General features: G+C 50.0%; 13 protein-coding genes. 3 read left to right on the top strand and 10 right to left on the bottom strand.

Going from position 1 to position 16,656, the window contains the following annotated elements; all coding sequences use genetic code 11:
* Positions 1-45 precede the first annotated feature (45 nt).
* The 9 genes from EVX52_RS07900 to tssB all read right to left on the bottom strand — a co-directional run bounded on the left by EVX52_RS07900 (position 46) and on the right by tssB (position 10,083).
* On the bottom strand, positions 46-387 hold the full coding sequence (locus EVX52_RS07900; RefSeq protein WP_129953521.1) for a putative T6SS immunity periplasmic lipoprotein: 342 nt from the start codon (positions 385-387) through the stop codon (positions 46-48).
* Positions 384-929, bottom strand: a complete 546-nt coding sequence (locus tag EVX52_RS07895) for a type IV secretion protein Rhs (protein WP_129991032.1) — start codon at positions 927-929, stop codon at positions 384-386. Before EVX52_RS07895 ends, EVX52_RS07900 begins: the two co-directional genes overlap by 4 nt.
* Before the next feature lie 23 nt (positions 930-952).
* Complete coding sequence (gene tssH / locus EVX52_RS07890; protein ID WP_129991031.1) at positions 953-3,628, bottom strand: type VI secretion system ATPase TssH; 2,676 nt, start codon at positions 3,626-3,628, stop codon at positions 953-955.
* A 161-nt stretch (positions 3,629-3,789) separates the two neighbouring features.
* A complete protein-coding gene (gene hcp, locus EVX52_RS07885) occupies positions 3,790-4,281 on the bottom strand; it encodes a type VI secretion system effector Hcp (RefSeq protein ID WP_129953524.1) in 492 nt (163 codons plus the stop codon).
* Between the two features lie 31 nt (positions 4,282-4,312).
* Entirely contained in the window at positions 4,313-6,007 is a 1,695-nt protein-coding gene (locus EVX52_RS07880) for an OmpA family protein (RefSeq protein ID WP_129991030.1), read from the bottom strand.
* A 3-nt stretch (positions 6,008-6,010) separates the two neighbouring features.
* Positions 6,011-6,664, bottom strand: coding sequence for a type VI secretion system protein TssL, short form (tssL, locus tag EVX52_RS07875; RefSeq protein ID WP_129991029.1), 654 nt, complete (start codon positions 6,662-6,664; stop codon positions 6,011-6,013).
* Entirely contained in the window at positions 6,661-7,998 is a 1,338-nt protein-coding gene (gene tssK / locus EVX52_RS07870; RefSeq protein WP_129991028.1) for a type VI secretion system baseplate subunit TssK, read from the bottom strand. Before tssK ends, tssL begins: the two co-directional genes overlap by 4 nt.
* Before the next feature lie 11 nt (positions 7,999-8,009).
* Complete coding sequence (tssC, locus tag EVX52_RS07865; RefSeq protein ID WP_129953528.1) at positions 8,010-9,557, bottom strand: type VI secretion system contractile sheath large subunit; 1,548 nt, start codon at positions 9,555-9,557, stop codon at positions 8,010-8,012.
* 31 nt (positions 9,558-9,588) lie between these two features.
* Complete coding sequence (gene tssB, locus EVX52_RS07860) at positions 9,589-10,083, bottom strand: type VI secretion system contractile sheath small subunit (RefSeq protein WP_129953529.1); 495 nt, start codon at positions 10,081-10,083, stop codon at positions 9,589-9,591.
* An 845-nt stretch (positions 10,084-10,928) separates the two neighbouring features.
* On the opposite strand from tssB, the gene EVX52_RS07855 reads away from it, so the two are divergent.
* The 3 genes from EVX52_RS07855 (at position 10,929) to ovoA (ending at position 16,169) form a co-directional block, all read left to right on the top strand.
* A complete protein-coding gene (locus EVX52_RS07855) occupies positions 10,929-12,476 on the top strand; it encodes a methyl-accepting chemotaxis protein (protein WP_129991027.1) in 1,548 nt (515 codons plus the stop codon).
* A gap of 283 nt (positions 12,477-12,759) precedes the next feature.
* Positions 12,760-13,884, top strand: a complete 1,125-nt coding sequence (locus tag EVX52_RS07850) for a site-specific integrase (protein ID WP_129991026.1) — start codon at positions 12,760-12,762, stop codon at positions 13,882-13,884.
* 143 nt (positions 13,885-14,027) lie between these two features.
* Positions 14,028-16,169, top strand: coding sequence for a 5-histidylcysteine sulfoxide synthase (gene ovoA / locus EVX52_RS07845; protein ID WP_129991025.1), 2,142 nt, complete (start codon positions 14,028-14,030; stop codon positions 16,167-16,169).
* A gap of 272 nt (positions 16,170-16,441) precedes the next feature.
* On the opposite strand, the gene EVX52_RS07840 is transcribed toward ovoA, so the two are convergent.
* Positions 16,442-16,609, bottom strand: coding sequence for a YhfL family protein (locus tag EVX52_RS07840; RefSeq protein WP_129953533.1), 168 nt, complete (start codon positions 16,607-16,609; stop codon positions 16,442-16,444).
* Between the last annotated feature and the right edge of the window lie 47 nt (positions 16,610-16,656).

The following is a 16,656-nucleotide window of genomic DNA, read 5'->3' as shown; positions in this document are numbered from 1 at the left end:
ATGCTCCGGTAATATGTGTCCTTTGAATGAGTAAATTGGCAGGAACTATTTAGCTATAAACGTAGCCGCAAACACTTCTCTACTTCCGTTTTGGGTGTCAATGACTGAAAAGCTCACGTTATATTCATTATTAGCGATAAATGCATAGCCCATTAAAGGTAAGCAGCTATTTCTGGCATATATTTTTTCAGTGAAATTGACAATAAACTCATTCGATTCCCCTGTTTTTTGTATTTTCATCCGTTCGAAGACCGCGTTTTCACCTGTCTCCGAGGAATATACGCACACTTGTCCGTCAGACTGTTCTACTTCAGCGATATCCCAAGGGATCCTGTCACCCAGGCATCCGGTGAGCAGAAAAACAAGCATTAATATTGTTATCTTCATAGTGCCTCCGGTGACGGAAATGAACCCAGAATGCTCTCATACATGCGTATAAGATCGACATCAGCATAATAACTGTCTTTATTAATAAAGTTATTGCCCCACAGTCCTTGCCAGGTGCTATATCCCATATCCCGCAACACATAATAATCTGAGACAATAGAGGCTTGTTGTTCCATGGAATAGTCAGACAGACGGTTTTTAGTTAAATCATAATGATAATTTGCAGCCCAACTGAATAGTCCGCGAAGTTTAACCAGCATGCCATGCTGATACTGCCAGACGTGGCAGAGTTCATGTAAAAAAACATGCCTGCTGTCTATGCTTATTCTGTCTGATGAAAAGTCAGCGTAATAATAGCCTTCCCGGAAATAAACCTCTCCGTTTGGCGTCATGGCGACATTCTTCGCCTGTAAACCGAACGGAAGGTAGCTGCCGCAATGGATCCAGACTGTTGAGTAGTTGATCTGTTCGCCGTAAAGCGTTTGCGCTAATCTGACTTCCCCCGGAGTCATTCTCCTGAGCTGTCCTTCTCCGCCTGACATATACGTTTCCTTTAAAGTGAAAATCATAATACGTATTGGAGTGAAAGCGTTTCCTGGTCGTCAAATTCCAGCGTAATCCCGTCTTCCTCATCCCAGCCCAGTGCCAGCGCGGTGGTGCGCTGTTGCCCGGCTATGCGTTGCAGTAATTGCTGGCTGAGCACCGGCAGGACCTGCTGATTAAGCAGGCTGTCGATGTTGCGCGCACCGGTATCAGGCAGCAGGCAGGCACCGACCAGCGTGTCGTACAGGCTTTCTTCGATGGTGCAGCGCAGGCCGTAATATTTGCTCAGACGTCTGGCGACTTGCGCCAGTTTCATCTCGACGATAGTGCGCATGGCCGCAGCGTTCAGCGGTTTATAAATCAGCGTCTGGAAGCGGGCGAGCAGCGCGGGCTGGAAATGATCGCGCAGGATCGGGCGCAGCAATTCCTGCAAATCGCTGTCGGTCGCTTCCGGCTGTTCATCCAGGAGTTGCATCAGGTGGTCGCTGCCGAGGTTGGCGGTCATCAGGATCACGGTGTTACGGAAGTCGATTTCGCGTCCTTCACCGTCGCGCATAAAACCGCGGTCGAACACCTGATAGAACAGATTGATGACGTCACGGTGCGCTTTTTCCACTTCATCGAGCAGGACGACGCTGTAAGGACGTTTGCGTACGGCTTCCGTTAAAATGCCACCCTGCCCGTAACCGACGTAGCCCGGAGGTGAGCCTTTTAGCTGGGAAACGGTATGTGCTTCCTGATATTCACTGAGGTTGATGGTGATCAGCGATTTTTCGCCGCCGAACAGGCAGTCGGCAAGCGAGAGAGCTGTTTCTGTTTTACCTACGCCGCTCGGGCCGACCAGCAGGAATACGCCCAGCGGGCCGTCCTCAGACGTCAGGCCGGTTTTGGCGGCACGCAGACGTTGTGCCATGCCGGCCAGCGCATGATCCTGGCCTACGACGCGCTTATTGAGATTTTTTTCCAGCTGCAGCAAATCGGTTTGTTCGTCTTTCAGCAGGCTGGTCAGCGGTACGCCGGTCCAGTCTGCAATCACTGTCGCAACGGTACGCACATCAACATCCGGCGATAGCAGCGGGATGTTGCACTGTAAATCAGTGAGTTGCTTTTGCAGGCTGGCAATTTCTTCCTGACGGCTGATGTCCTGACGGGTCTCCAGCAGTTGCTGTGTGAGGTCCTTTTCCGCGTGGTACTGAGCGGTAAGTATATTAAGTTGTTCGTCTAAGCTGTCGGTCTGTTGTTCAATTTGTTCCAGACGTTCACCGTGGGTTTTACTGCCCAGTACGATGTCTTCCAGCAATGCCTGTTCTTCCATTTCCAGCGCGGTGATCTGTGCCTTCAGGCGGGTCAGGTCTTCCGGCAGGGTATCCAGGCTCATGCGCACCCGGGCGGAGGCGGTGTCGAGCAGATCGACGGCTTTGTCGGGTAACTGGCGGCCGGTGATGTAGCGGCGGGATAGACTGACGGCGGCTTTCACCGCGTCGTCAGTAATATGGACACCATGATGTTGGGCGTAACGGGATTTCAGACCGCGCAGCATCAGGCATGCCATCTCGTCATCCGGTTCATCGACTTTGACTATCTGGAAGCGGCGCTCAAGAGCCGCATCACGCTCAAAATACTGCTTATATTCAGACCATGTGGTAGCGGCAATGGTACGCAGTTCGCCGCGGGCGAGGGCAGGTTTAAGCAGATTAGCGGCATCCGCACCACCGGCCTGATTACCTGCTCCGATAATGGTGTGCGCTTCATCGATAAACAACAGTACCGGCGACGGCGACTGTTGCACGGCATTGATGACGTTTTTCAGGCGCTGCTCAAACTCGCCTTTCACACCGGCTCCCGCCTGCAACAGACCCAAATCCAGCGTACGCAGACAGACGGTTTTGAGGCTCTCCGGCACATTGCCTTCCGCAATGCGTAGGGCCAGGCCTTCGACCAGTGCGGTTTTCCCTACGCCCGGTTCGCCGACCAGAATCGGATTGTTTTTACGGCGGCGGGACAGAATATCCACCATCTGACGAATTTCATTGTCGCGACCAAATACCGGGTCAATCTGACCGGCTTTGGCTTTTGCGGTGACATCCAGCGTAAATTTATCCAGTGCGGCCTGCAGCGCTTCGCTTAATGACTGACCACGCATACCCGCATCATGTTGCGAAATAGCAGCATGATCGGAGAGCGATGACGGCGTACGGTTCAGGCTTTCCTGCTGCTGTAGCTCCGGGCGCTCTTCGGACAAAGTATCCAGCACCGGTTTCAGGCGACGGATATGTTCTTCGCTCAGGCTGAACAGCGGCCATAATCCTTCACAACGCAGCAGGCGCGGCTGCGCCATCAGTGCCTCCAGCAGATGTACACTGCGGATGTTCTCATTGTCATCTTGTAGTGATGCAGCCAGCCAGCCCGCTTTCATCAGCATTTGCAGATCCGGAGAAAGTTGCGGGCGGGAATGTACAGAGCGTGGCAGCGCATCGAGATGTGCCAGCAGGCTTTGCCACAAGGCGTCCATATCCCACTCGTAGCGGCGGGCCAGTACGGTAATGTCACCTTCGCCCAGTTCCAGCAATTTGAGCAGCCAGTGCTCGACAGTGATTTCGCTGTGGGCTCGGGTCTGGCAGAGCGTTGCGGCACCCTCCAGCGCTTTGGCACAATATGGGTTTAAGCGGCGAAGTAATACGGCTGACTGATGTTCCATGCTGAGTTCCTTTTTTGGGTACGCTACCGCCCTTAGCCATTTCCGTTGCAGGAAACCCAGGCCCATAAGGTCGATGTCCGTTTCTGTTTTTGTTTGCTTCATCCTCAGGCAGCGGTTCAGCAAACAAAAACAGCAGACGGTGAGCCGTCTGCTGTAGGGTCTTACGCGGTAGTACGTTCGTTCCACGAATCGGAATGAATGATGTTGCCGTCTTTGTAGGTCCAGGTGATTTTTTCGTAACGCAGCTCAATAGCTTCGAGGTGGTTGTGTTTCTCTTTAGCCGGATCTTTTATGTCGTGCATTTTTGGCGCGACTTTCACCAGCTTGACGTTTTCCAGTTTGGTGTTGAAATACTCAACTTCCTGCCCTGCGTCGTTGATGCGATACCATTTGAACTCAGCAGATTTCAGGGTCTGACCGGTGGTCACGGCTTTGTACAGGTAGGGGCTGGAGGAATCGATTTCTTTGGTAAACAGGAACGGGGTGTGAATACGGGTACCTGTCAGTTTGCCGGTGTTGTTATCGGTCGGGATATACAGGTTGTGATCCTGTGCAACGACTTCGATGCTGCCTTCGCGATCTCTTACGTCTACGGAACCTTTAATGTCCGCACCGCCATCATCTTTCAGCCACAGATAAACAGGAATTGCCATGGGTAGTTCTCCTTTCAAGGTTAAGCATTCATCAATCATTTGATGAATGTGGGGTTGCTGTTGCCTGACAGGCATCTGCCTGTGGCACCAGACTGATTTCGACACGGCGATTAGCCGCACGGCCTTCCGGGGTGTCGTTTGTTGCAATCGGGCGGATTGCACCGTAGCCCTGTACGGCAAAACAACTTTCCAGAATGTCGCCGGTCTCTCGCATCCAGTTGCGTACTGACTCTGCACGCCGGTACGAGAGGAGTTGGTTGGATTTTTCATCCCCCGTAATATCGGTATGACCCGCTACCACGATCAGCCAACCCGGCTTAGCTTTGATTCCAACCAGCGCGTTGATCAACACTTTGGTGGAACCCGTTTTGAGCTCAGATTTACTCACGTCAAATAGCGACAGGGAATCTAACAGGATAGTTTTCGGTCCCTGCACAATTTGCGTAAGTACTTGCGGTGGTGGCGGAGGTGGTGACCAGCTATTAATCGCGGCTTCAAGCGGCGCAATCAGCCGCATACCCTGATATAAACCCACTGACATGCGCATCGGCGCTCCGCTGCGTATCCATTCATCCAGCAAACTGGCGTCAGCGCGGAGTTGCTGCTGTGCAACTGTTTTAGGTGATGGAGGAGTGCCACTGAGGCGGTTATACAGGGCAAGGTGATCGCCCACGCTTTGTACCAGACGCTGGTTATTAACAAACGATGCGAGAAGCGCAAACAGGAGGAAAACACCACACAGCAAACCTGCTAACTGCCAGACCTGCATAAGACGAGAGACGCCATGACGGCGTGGCAGATAAGGCAACAACACTTCCGGCAATGGCAGACATTCCTTCACCTCGTGAACGTGAGGTGTGAGTGTGGTAATGCCACCTATATGACCCTGCCACAGATTGTCCGGGCTACCGGTGACGAGGGTAAAACAAGCTCCCCAGACGCAGGGGATCAGGGCAGGGACATCGCCTTGTCGCTGAGTGAGGATGTTGCCTACGTGAGTTTCAAGCCACGGCAACAGGCTCTCCATCCAGAAGACAGCGCTTAACTTTTCCTGACTGTTTCGTGCATCTGATCGCTGGCTCCATTCCACAAGTGATATAACACCGGCGCCGGCTTCCTGGACCTGAACATCTTTAAAGTCAGGCGTGATGGTGAACCAGCGTTCAGTTTCAGTGGCGGATGCCGAGGGAGGCGAGAGCCATGTGCTGATCCAAACGGGAGGAACTCCAGCCAGCCAGCTTTTACATTGCACAATAGCCCGGTGCCAGACATGTAGCCTCTGTGTTAAATCATCCTTTTCCTGATGTTGTTCAGGCAAAATGGCAAGCAACACAGAAACCTGAGCAATAAGCGCCGGACGCTCCGCTGCCAGATGTTTCGCCAGTAACGGCAGATCTTCCGGCAATGCGACCGGCAGATACCACCCCTGACGCGTTTCACGGAAGGGGATGGATACGGAGAACAGCGGCATACTGTCGCCACAAACCAGCACCACAGCGCCTTGAAAACCTTCAGGCGGGAGAATGGCATCTGCGATTTTTACTTGAGCAATTTCATCGCGGTTGTACCCACGCCACTGAAAATAACCCATGGTGAGGCTGATGATCGACACAAGCATGCTTAGTGCAATACGGCTGACGATGCCAAGCGGCCAAAAACCCAGAATGAGCCACAGGGACAAACAGGCAGCTAAAGGCAGCAATATTAACTGTGTTAATCCGCGCATCCGTCAGTGGTTCCCTGTCAGTTTAGAAACCATGTGCGTCAGCTGCGTGTTTAATACAAACCAGAGTGCAATTAGTATCACGATGCCCGCGACCCATGAGAACCAGTAGGTTTTGCGCCCTGAACGAAGGCGTAGTGAACGCGAAACGATCGGCGTTTCTTGTGCCGAGGCAAAAGGCGGTACTAACTGATTCAGTTTGCGCACAACGTCTTCCCTGCGCTCATCTCCTTGGTCCCGATAACGGCCAGCGAAGCCGAGCATCAGCGCCCGGTAAAAACAGGTTAGCACCGCGATATCCGGTGCTGGTTCCTGGAGTACCTTACGGATGCGTTCCCAAAACTCTTCCCCCGCATTGAACGTATTGAAATAACGTGCCTGCAACGGGTCTTTAATCCACTTCGTGTGGCCGCTGTCCTTTTTCTGACGATTGAGAATACTTTCATCAAGTAAAGCACACTGGGTATACAGCATATGGTCACAGCTGGTTTCGCTAAAACCGGCAGCTGACAGCGTCTCGTGCGCAGTGTCAATCCATTCACAGGCACGACGATAGAGGGCCTCTCCGTCATTAATTTCCTGCCCGTTACGCAACTGGCTGACCATTAGCCAGCAGGGATAAAATACTTCATCAATGAAAGACGTATTTTTTTTGCTCATGAGCGCAGCACCGCAAACAGTTCGAGTTTAATTTCGCCCAGCGAGCCGGGGGTATAAAAGGCACAGTTGCCCGAGTCCAGCATGGTCCGTGCAGCCGGGCTGTTCAGATCCAGGGCAAAATACTGGTTCTCTAGACGCAGCGGGATAGCCGCCGGGACGTGAGACAGCGCCTTCATTACCACTCCGTTCAGCGCCACATTGACTACGTCAGAAACATCCTCAAAGCTGCCTGCTTTACAAAGCAGGGGGAACTGGGTTTGCAACAGGTGGTTAGGAATGGAGGAGCGTACGGAAAGGTAGAAATCTGCACCGTCTCGCAGACGGGCATCGTGCAAGGAACCTGTCCAGAACTGAGCTTCATGTGTCAGCTCAATCGCGACCATACGGGATGGCAAGCTGGCTTCGAGCAAGGCATCCAGCAGGCTGAATAGCGGAGGGAAAACTTTCTCCGGCACATCATGCTGATACATAGGAATATCTTCAGCTTTATGCTCGAGAGAAAACGTTAGCAGACTGCCCGCCAGTCGCACCAGTTCACGATAGAACAGTTCGGGATGGCGGTCCGGAGACTGATAAAGCTCCATCAGAACCGGTTCCGCGCTGTTAAACGCATTCAGCAACCAGAATAAGGACACATCAGCCACTGCAAAGTCAGCCATCCGTTCATTGCTTTCACGGCGCATTTCCATCAGACGGCGACGGCGGATCTGCAGGCGATGGATCAAATCACCCAGTTCGGTCAACACTGTCGGACTGGAAGATAACGAAAGCATCGGCGGGATGAAATTCGCATCCTGCATCCACTGACCCTGCGCATTACGTACAAGACGTACGACAGGGCAGGTCAGATATGCACTGTTTTCCTGATACGCAAAACGCAGCGTGATCGCATGACGCTGGATCGCCAGTTCTGTCCGTTCATGCCCTGATAATTCTTGCACCGTCACCCATTCCTGCTGCCAGCGACGCGGCCGCTCACTGTCCTGACCATCATCAAGATTGCCGCCGTTGGCAGAAAGCAGCGGTAACGCCAGCACCACCTCTACCTGATCACGGTCAGCAATTGCTGACAAATCACACGCAGGGGGGAGATTATCAGCCAGTTCAGTATCCACCAGCGTGCCGTCGGGAAAGCGAACCGCCAGACGAAGGGCATTCAGGCGAGACAGCGCCAACGAGCCAGTGTCGAAAGTCGCTTCAATAACACCCCAGGGATGGGCCAGCGTCATATGCGCAACAGTATCGGCGACAAAAGCTTCCCAGCGGGCTTGTTGCTGGAACTGTTGCGGGGCCAGAAAGGCCCCGTCACTCCATAACGGACGATAAATTTTCATCGTTTCTCCGTTTATGCCTTAGCCTTTGGCATCTGAGAAACCAACGACAGGTTCACGTCCATACCTTCCACCTGGAAGTGCGGTACGGCGTAGAGTTTTACGCGGAAGAAGCCCGGGTTGTCCTCGATATCTTCTACGGTCACTTTGGCATCACGCAGCGGGTGAGAAGCCTGCAGATCGTCGCCCGGATCGGTCATTTCAGTCACCAGCGTGCGAACCCAGGTATTCAGCTCCAGTTCCAGCAGACGGCGGTCTTTGGTGGTACCGATATTTTCGCGTTGAATCAGTTTCAGATAGTGCGCAATGCGGGACAGCAGGAAGATATACGGCAGACGGGCATTGATGCGGCTGTTTGCCGTGGCATCCGCAGTGTCATAGAGCGCCGGTTTTTGTGCCGAATTGGCAGAGAAGAAGCAGGAATAATCGCGGTTTTTATAGTAGGACAGCGGGATAAAGCCCAGATTAGCAAATTCAAACTCGCGGGTTTCCGGGATCATTACTTCAGACGGAATCTTCACCTGATTGCCGGTGCCCAGATCGTACAGGTGGATCGGCAGATCAGTCACTGCACCGCCTGCCTGTGGACCACGGATTTGTACACACCAGCCGTTTTTAATGAAGCTTTTCACCATATTGGCGGCAAACGCGAATGCCGCGTTGGTCCAGAGATATTTCTCATGGTCCGGGCCTTTCACTTCTTCAACATAGTTGAAACTGCGTACCGGTACGGTATCCGGACCATAAGGCAGGCGACCCAGCACGCGCGGCATGGTCAGACCGATATAGCGGGAATCATCGGAATCACGGAAGGATTTCCACTTGATGTATTCCGCCCGGTCAAAATAGTTGCCGATATCTTTAATTGCGGCGACTTCTTCCATGGAATCTTTCAGGAAGAATTTAGGGCCGACTGCGCCCACGAACGGCATATGCGCCGCCGCAGAGACTTTAGAAATATTACGCAGCAATGCGACATCTTGAGCTGACGCGTCAAACTCGTAATTGGAAATCACAGAACCGATAGGCTCGCCGCCCGGAGTGTCATATTCCTGAATGTAGGCATGGCGATACAGGCCGCTCTGAATGATTTCAGGGCAATCTTCGAAATCCTGACGCAGGTCGTCTTTGGAAACGTCCAGCAGTTCAATTTTGACGTTTTGGCGGAAATCGGTACGGTCCACCAGGAATTTCAGCCCACGCCAGCCGGATTCAATCTGCTGGAATTCCGGATGATGCATGACCACGTCTAACTGACGACTGATCTGGCTGTCGAGTTCGGCGATGTGATGGTCGAGCAGGGTTTTGTCCAGGCGTTCAACATTCTGGCCGGACAGCTTGAGGCGTTCCAAAAATACCTGTACAGCGGCTGTGACACGCTGATCGGCGGTAACATCGGCCAGTGCAGACGTGTCCTGAAAATCGTTCAGGTCACCCAGTGACGACACAGGCGTCAGGTTAATTTTGTCAAACAGGGAAGCGTATACAGTGCCCGCTTCAGGGCGATCCAGAACGGTTGTCTGGCTGGAAGAAGAATTTTCAGTATTGACTGACATAAGCATTATCTCGCATTAATCCATTAAGTGGAGGCAATTACGCCTTTGGTGCCAGGGCATTCAGCTCACTGCGCAGCTCGTTGCTCAGCGCAGGATCTTTGAGAATGGTTTCGAGCTCTTTTCGGAAGGTAGCGTTGTCAAGCAGATTGGATTTGAGGTCACGTAATAAATTACGCATTGCCAGCATCGCGCGCAGTTGGGGGATCTGACGGGCCACTTGTTCCGGTTCGAAATCTTTCATTTCGTTGAAATTGAGAGAGATATTTTCTTCGCCGTGGTCATCTGCCAGCGTATTTTCTACGGTCAGGTTCAGTGAGGGGCTGAATTCAGCCAATACGCTGTTAAAGTTATTCTTATTAATGTTAACTTTTTCGCGCTCAGATAACGGACGGTTCTCTTTTCCGTTACTGTAATCCCCCATTACCATTAATTTTAACGGTAATTCGACTTTCTTCTGCGCGCCACCCGTGTGTAAATCCAGCTTTATGTTAACGCGTGCTTTCGGAATTTCATTTTGGAAACTATTAGACATGATTATCCCTTACTTATAGAGTGATAAACGCTGCCAATGATTCTTAAAATATAATGTTGGCAACCCTGCCAAAACTGCATCCTTTTCCGAAAATAGATCGGAATAAATCAGGGCCACAAGCGATCAAAATATCCATGAGAAACATTTCGCAGTGTGTTTTGAATTTTTATGAAAAAGTTAAATCGCAGATAAATACCTGTGGCGATATTTTAGATAAATAATGCACAGCATTGACATGCAAATGGTGTAACTGAATGTTTCTGCTATCAAGGCGTGACATTGATGCTAATGCCTTTTTATATATACAAATTTTCCCCGCATTACCGTGCAGCCCTTGCAGGGTGAGGGTTTCACTAAGTCAAATTTTATATAATTTTTTGGTTGCTGCGAAAAGTGACAAAAAAATAAATAATCTAATTTTTTAAAATATTTATCTGAAATGCCAAAGCTTAAATGAGCATCATATTTAATCTATAGGAATAAAGTTATAAAAACTCTAATAATATTCACTCAAATAATGTTTGAGGTGCTTTTTATAAAAATTCTTGTGGAAAACACTTCATTTTCCATTTGAAAATTTCTTGTGCTAATGGTGACAGGGATTGAGTGCGTCACCTCTAATCAGTGCTATATATTATTTAAAATAACTGAAATAAATGATTTTTAAGAAAGCCGCTGATTATTTTGAGATGTTTTGGCGGCAGGAAAAGCCTTTTAAGCACGTCCGGAAATTTCTACTATGATCGATCATCTTGCCAATAATTGCAGATAGGGCGCGGGAAATATTAAACATTTGGGCAGAAATGCCGATAAACAGACTCCTGCTTCGTTTTGAGAATCTCCCGATGTCGCTTAAAAAGTCGTCCTTGCTCGTTCTTATGGTTCTTTTCGCCCTCTTTTTCACCAGTATATTGTCGAATGTTTGGCTGCTCACCCAGAGTAACCATTCACTGGATGATGTGAACAAGGAGATCCGTGTAGTGCTTTCTATTATTGACCCCATTAACCACAGCCGGACCTCACGCGTTCGCGTAATGGAATATATGAAAGAAATTGAAAATGGCGACGGCCAGCAGTCAAACTCTGCTCTGGACGGGGTCACTGAAGTTATCGGTAAAGCCGATGCGGCCTTTCAGGCATATCTTGACGCACCAAAATTGTCTGGTGAAAGCAGGCTTGCCGAGGAATACCGCAGCACTTACCAAAATTATCGCCAGAATGGTATCCAGCCATTAATTGATGCGGCTAAGGCCGGTGATCAGGTAGCGTTTAAAGCCCACATCCCGGCTGTAGTGAAACTCGATCGTCAGTATGAAATCGTACTGGATAAAGTATTGGCCCTGCATGAACAGTACGCCAAAAATCTTAACAGCGATGCACAAAGTCATTTCAAATTTGGTATCGGGCTGACGATCGGTTTTGGTTTACTATTTCTGATCATCATTATCAGTGTACTGGTGTTACTGAAGCGTTTTGTTTTGGTGCCACTGCTAAGTTCCCGCGATCACTGCCGTCAGATTGCCGAAGGTCATCTCGATACGCCGGTACCTGTCAAAGCACAATCCCGCAGTGAAATTGAAGAACTGATGCAGTCGATAGAGTATATGCGTCAGTCACTGACCCGGATTATCGGACAGGTCCGTGACACCAGCCATACCGTGGCGCATGCATCCCAGGAAATCTCTGCAGGTAATATTGATCTGGCTTCCCGTACGGAACAACAGGCCGCCGCACTGACACAAACAGCCGCAAGCATGGAAGAACTTGGCGCGACGGTAAAACAAAATACCGAAAATGTCTCCCGTGCAAGCAGTCTGACACGTGAAGCGGTTCAAAATGCACGTGCGGGCGAGAAAGTTGCCCAGGACGTAATTGGTACGATGGGGCGTATTAACAGCAGCTCGAAAAAAATCGAAGATATCACCGGGGTGATCAACAGTATTGCTTTCCAGACGAATATTCTGGCGCTTAATGCCGCAGTTGAAGCAGCGCGTGCGGGTGAGCAGGGCCGCGGATTTGCCGTGGTGGCCAGCGAAGTGCGCAGCCTGGCACAGCGCAGTGCCGTGGCAGCAAAAGAAATCGAAAGCCTGATTTCTGAATCAGTGGTAAATATCCGTGAAGGCTCGGATCAGGTCTCACGTACCGGTGACTCCATCTCTGCGATCATTTCCTCTGTCACTCAGATTAATGTATTGATGGAACATATTTCGACAGCTTCAGATGAACAAAGCCGTGGCATCAGCCAGATTGAACAGGCGGTGACAGAAATCGATGGCGTGACACAACAAAATGCGGCCCTGGTTCAGGAATCAGCGGCAGCAGCGGCCTCGCTGGAAGAACAGGTTCTTCATCTGACCCGCTCAGTCGCCACATTCAGACTGGCAACGGTGTAGCCCTACCGTTGTAATGACATAAGTGATTAAGATAAAGGCGGTGATTAGCCGCCTGTATTTGATCACACGGGGAGTGCGGACTTTATGCGCCCTTTTTGTAGGTTTTATGAACAACGCAGATCTTTATATGTTCACCATAAATCCCTTCACAGACTCATTATTTTTCTTTATTCATCATCTTAATGACTCCAGACTTAATAGGTCTGGAGTCACAAACCTTTTGCCTGCGATCCTCAGACTTGATATAACTCCGGCCTGTGATTTTTAAGGTGATTTAGTGCAGATGAGTAAGATCAAATCCGTGGCTTCAGTTGAAAGAGATTTTGCTGCTGAAAATGTCGGCCAGCATGTTTTGGCTTATCTGCAAAATGTAAAAATGACACCGCTTGCAAAACTGGATGATTTTGATGAAGAGGGCAATGCGACGGTCAGACAGGTGATTAATGTTTGGATCCGGCTTTCGCTGATCCTGACGCGACGTCGGCCAGAAATTGCGGTTTCATCCCTCATGAAACACGTACTGCCGGTGATCGGTGAGGTACCTTTGAATAAAATCACCCGTTTACGACTGAATCGTTTGTTTAATGTCTTGTTGGCGGACGGGAAAATTTCGGAAGCAAAGCGTGTATTCGCCCTCTGTAAGCAATTTTTTGGCTGGGCTGAAACGCAGGGATATCTGGTTCATTCACCGCTAAGTTCCATGAAACGCCGTGATGTTGGCGGCCGCAATACCCCGCCACGTGAGCGGACGTTAACCGATGCCGAAATCTGGATTTTCTGGCATAGTCTGGATTTATGTGACATTTCTGAACAATGTCGCTGGGCATTGAGGTTTTGCCTGCTGACAGCACGGCGGCCAGATGAAGTGGTGCGTGCCAGGAAAGACGAGTTCCATTTGCAAATTGGTATCTGGCGGCAGGGTACGCGCAATAAATCGGCTCGTGACCATAGTCTGCCGCTGACGACATTAATGATCACCTGCATCAATGCTCTTTTGTCGTCCAGTCCGGAAGGCAGTCCCTGGCTGGTGCCATCGCCGCTTGATGCGCAAAAGCCCTTATCACGCGGCGCAGTGACACAGGTGATACGCCGTCTGTTGCGCGCGGAACGTGGCCTGGGAATAGAAGCTTTTACCACCCGTGATTTGCGCCGGACGGCGCGTTCCAAATTATCGTCCCTGAATGTCCCGAACGATGTTGCGCGTAAAATCATGAATCATTCACTGGAGGGTATCGACCGTGTTTATGACACGCACGATTATCTGCCACAGATGAAGCAGGCGCTGGAAGCATTTTCTGACAATATTCAGGGCATCATTGACGCACCCGATTACTATAATTTACGGCATAATTTTGAGGGCGAATCACTGCATGTTTGTGAAAGTTCGCTGCTGTTTATGGAGAGATAGCAAGCGTCGGCCCGATTTAAAGGTTATGTTGATAGCTGACGATGAAGAATATAAACCGGTAAGAACCAGGCCGGGATAAGCCAGAGATGTGACCTGCTACAATTGGTATTGACTTGGCAACCCAAGAAGACAGAGGACTAAGAATGCTTTCCAAACAAAACAAGGCTATCGGGCTGCCAGAACCGACGCAGACTATTTTATTGAGCACCGGTACAGCGGAAGAAAAACGGCAGGAAATACGTGAATATTTTCTTCGCACCTGGGAGTTGTACGAGAGCCTGTTTGATTGCCTCGCTGATGAGCGAGCATATTTCAGTAAGGCTATTTCGCTTCGTCATCCGCTGATCTTTTATTTTGGTCATACCGCGACTTTCTATATCAATAAATTGATGGCTGCCGGGCTGATCCCTCAACGTATTGACTCCCATATCGAAGCTATGCTCGCGATTGGCGTAGATGAAATGAGTTGGGATGATCTTGATGATCAAAACTACAACTGGCCATCGGTCGCCAATTTGCGCCAATATCGCGACAAAGTACGGGAAGAAGTGCTCGGTATAATTGACACTATGGCGCTGAGTTTACCCATCGGCTGGGACAGTCCTGCCTGGGTGATCCTGATGGGTATCGAACATGAACGTATTCATCTTGAAACGTCCAGCGTACTGATCCGTCAGTTACCGGTGCAATGGGTTAAGCCTCAACCTCACTGGCCCGTGTGCGAAATCGCCCGCCATGACCGCAACACTGTACCCGTGAATACAATGCTGGCCGTTAAAGGTGACATTGTCACTTTGGGTAAGCGTGATGATACCTACGGATGGGATAACGAATACGGCACATCTGAACAGAAGATTCAGGCATTTAGGGCCAGTCGGATGCTGGTCAGTAACGCGGAATTTTATACCTTTGTACAGGCCGGTGGCTATGGCGATGCACAGTGGTGGGACGAAGAAGGGGCAGGCTGGCGAAATTTCACACGGGCGGAAATGCCCACTTTTTGGGTGGGTTCGCCTCTTGAACCGGAGCAACTGAAATTACGTCTGATGACGGAAGAAGTGCCGATGCCGTGGGACTGGCCGGCGGAAGTGAATCAACTCGAAGCCGCGGCATTTTGTCGCTGGAAAGCTGTCCAAACCGGCGAATCAGTTCAGTTACCGAGCGAAGCTGAATGGATGATTCTGCGCAATCAGGTGGAAGGCGATCAGCCCGGGTGGAAAACAGCGCCAGGAAATATTAATCTCGCAGGGTGGGCATCATCCTGTCCGGTGGATCATTTTGCTCAGGGTGATTTTTATGATGTGGTAGGCAATGTCTGGCAATGGTCGTCCACGCCGATCAGTGGTTTTGATGGTTTCCGTGTACACCCTTTATATGATGATTTTTCGACGCCAACATTCGATGGTAAACATTCCATGATCAAAGGCGGAAGCTGGATTTCAACCGGCAATGAGGCGCTGAAATCTTCACGTTATGCTTTCCGTCGTCACTTTTTCCAGCATGCTGGTTTCCGCTATGTCATTTCCAGCCATCAGGAAGTGGTGAAAGTAAATCCGTACGAAACTGACGGACTGGTGGCACAGTACCTTGATTTTCAATATGGTCCGCGTCATTTTGATGTAATGAATTATGCTGAGCAACTGGCTGATATTGCGGTTAAAAATACTGTTAACCATTGCAGGGCGTTAGATATAGGGTGTGCTACGGGTCGTGCGAGTTTCGAACTGGCGCGTTATTTCGACTCTGTGGTCGGGATGGATTATTCAGCACGTTTTATTGATGTCGCTCTGTCACTGGCACGTGGTGAAACCCGTCGGTATGTCATGCCGGAGGAGGGCGAACTGGTGGAATATTGTCAGGCTTCGCTCGCCGATGTGAATCTGTCAGCAGAGCTTACGCAGCGGGTGACTTTTGTACAGGGTGATGCCTGTAACCTGAAGCCACAGACGGAGTTATACGATCTCGTTTTGGCTGCTAATTTGCTTGATCGTTTGCGTGAGCCAGCACGTTTTCTGACCGGTATTACACCCATGATCCGTTCTGGTGGTCTGCTCATGCTTTCTTCACCTTATACCTGGCTTGAAGAGTTCACCCCGAAAGAGCACTGGCTGGGTGGGTTCCGCGAAAATGGTGAAGCCGTTACGACCCATCAGGCACTGAAACGTTTACTGGCGAGCGAGTTTGAAGAGGTTCGGACACCAACAGATGTTCCGTTTGTGATCCGTGAAACGGCTAGGAAATTCCAGCATACTGTGGCGGAACTGACGCTATGGCGTAAGCGGTAAGTAGGAATTTCTGCAAACGATTAACGGTCGCTCCGGCGGCCGTTTTTTTTATCTTCTGATTGCGTGTGAAGACGCTTTTTTCTGCCTGAATGCGATAAACACTGAGGTTTAATTTATCGTTGTTTAGGTTATTTCAAGCAAATGTATGTTGTAACTAAAATGAATGCCATTGTATTTTAAAATGACAGTAACAAAAGGGGAGTGCCGTTAAAGACCACGAATACCCATGACAGATGCCGGACACGAAGGTCCGGCATGGCAAAGCTGAAAACTTATTTCTCTGCAGGGCCACAACCACCGATCATTTTAGAAATTGAAATGGCAGGGTGCAGTAAATAAGTATAATCACAGTTTTTTTCTTTGTTAAAAACACTACCCGTACAGCCGGAAAGCGTTGCAACCACCGCAGCAAGAAGTGTCAGTTTAAATAAATTTTTCATATAAATTCCTTTTTAAAATAGATAATTATGTGTATAAGCCGTCATTT

Source organism: Rahnella sp. CFA14(1/10), assembly GCF_004195095.1.
In the GTDB taxonomy this organism is placed as follows: domain Bacteria; phylum Pseudomonadota; class Gammaproteobacteria; order Enterobacterales; family Enterobacteriaceae; genus Rahnella; species Rahnella perminowiae.
This window is presented reverse-complemented; position numbering and strand designations above follow the sequence as displayed.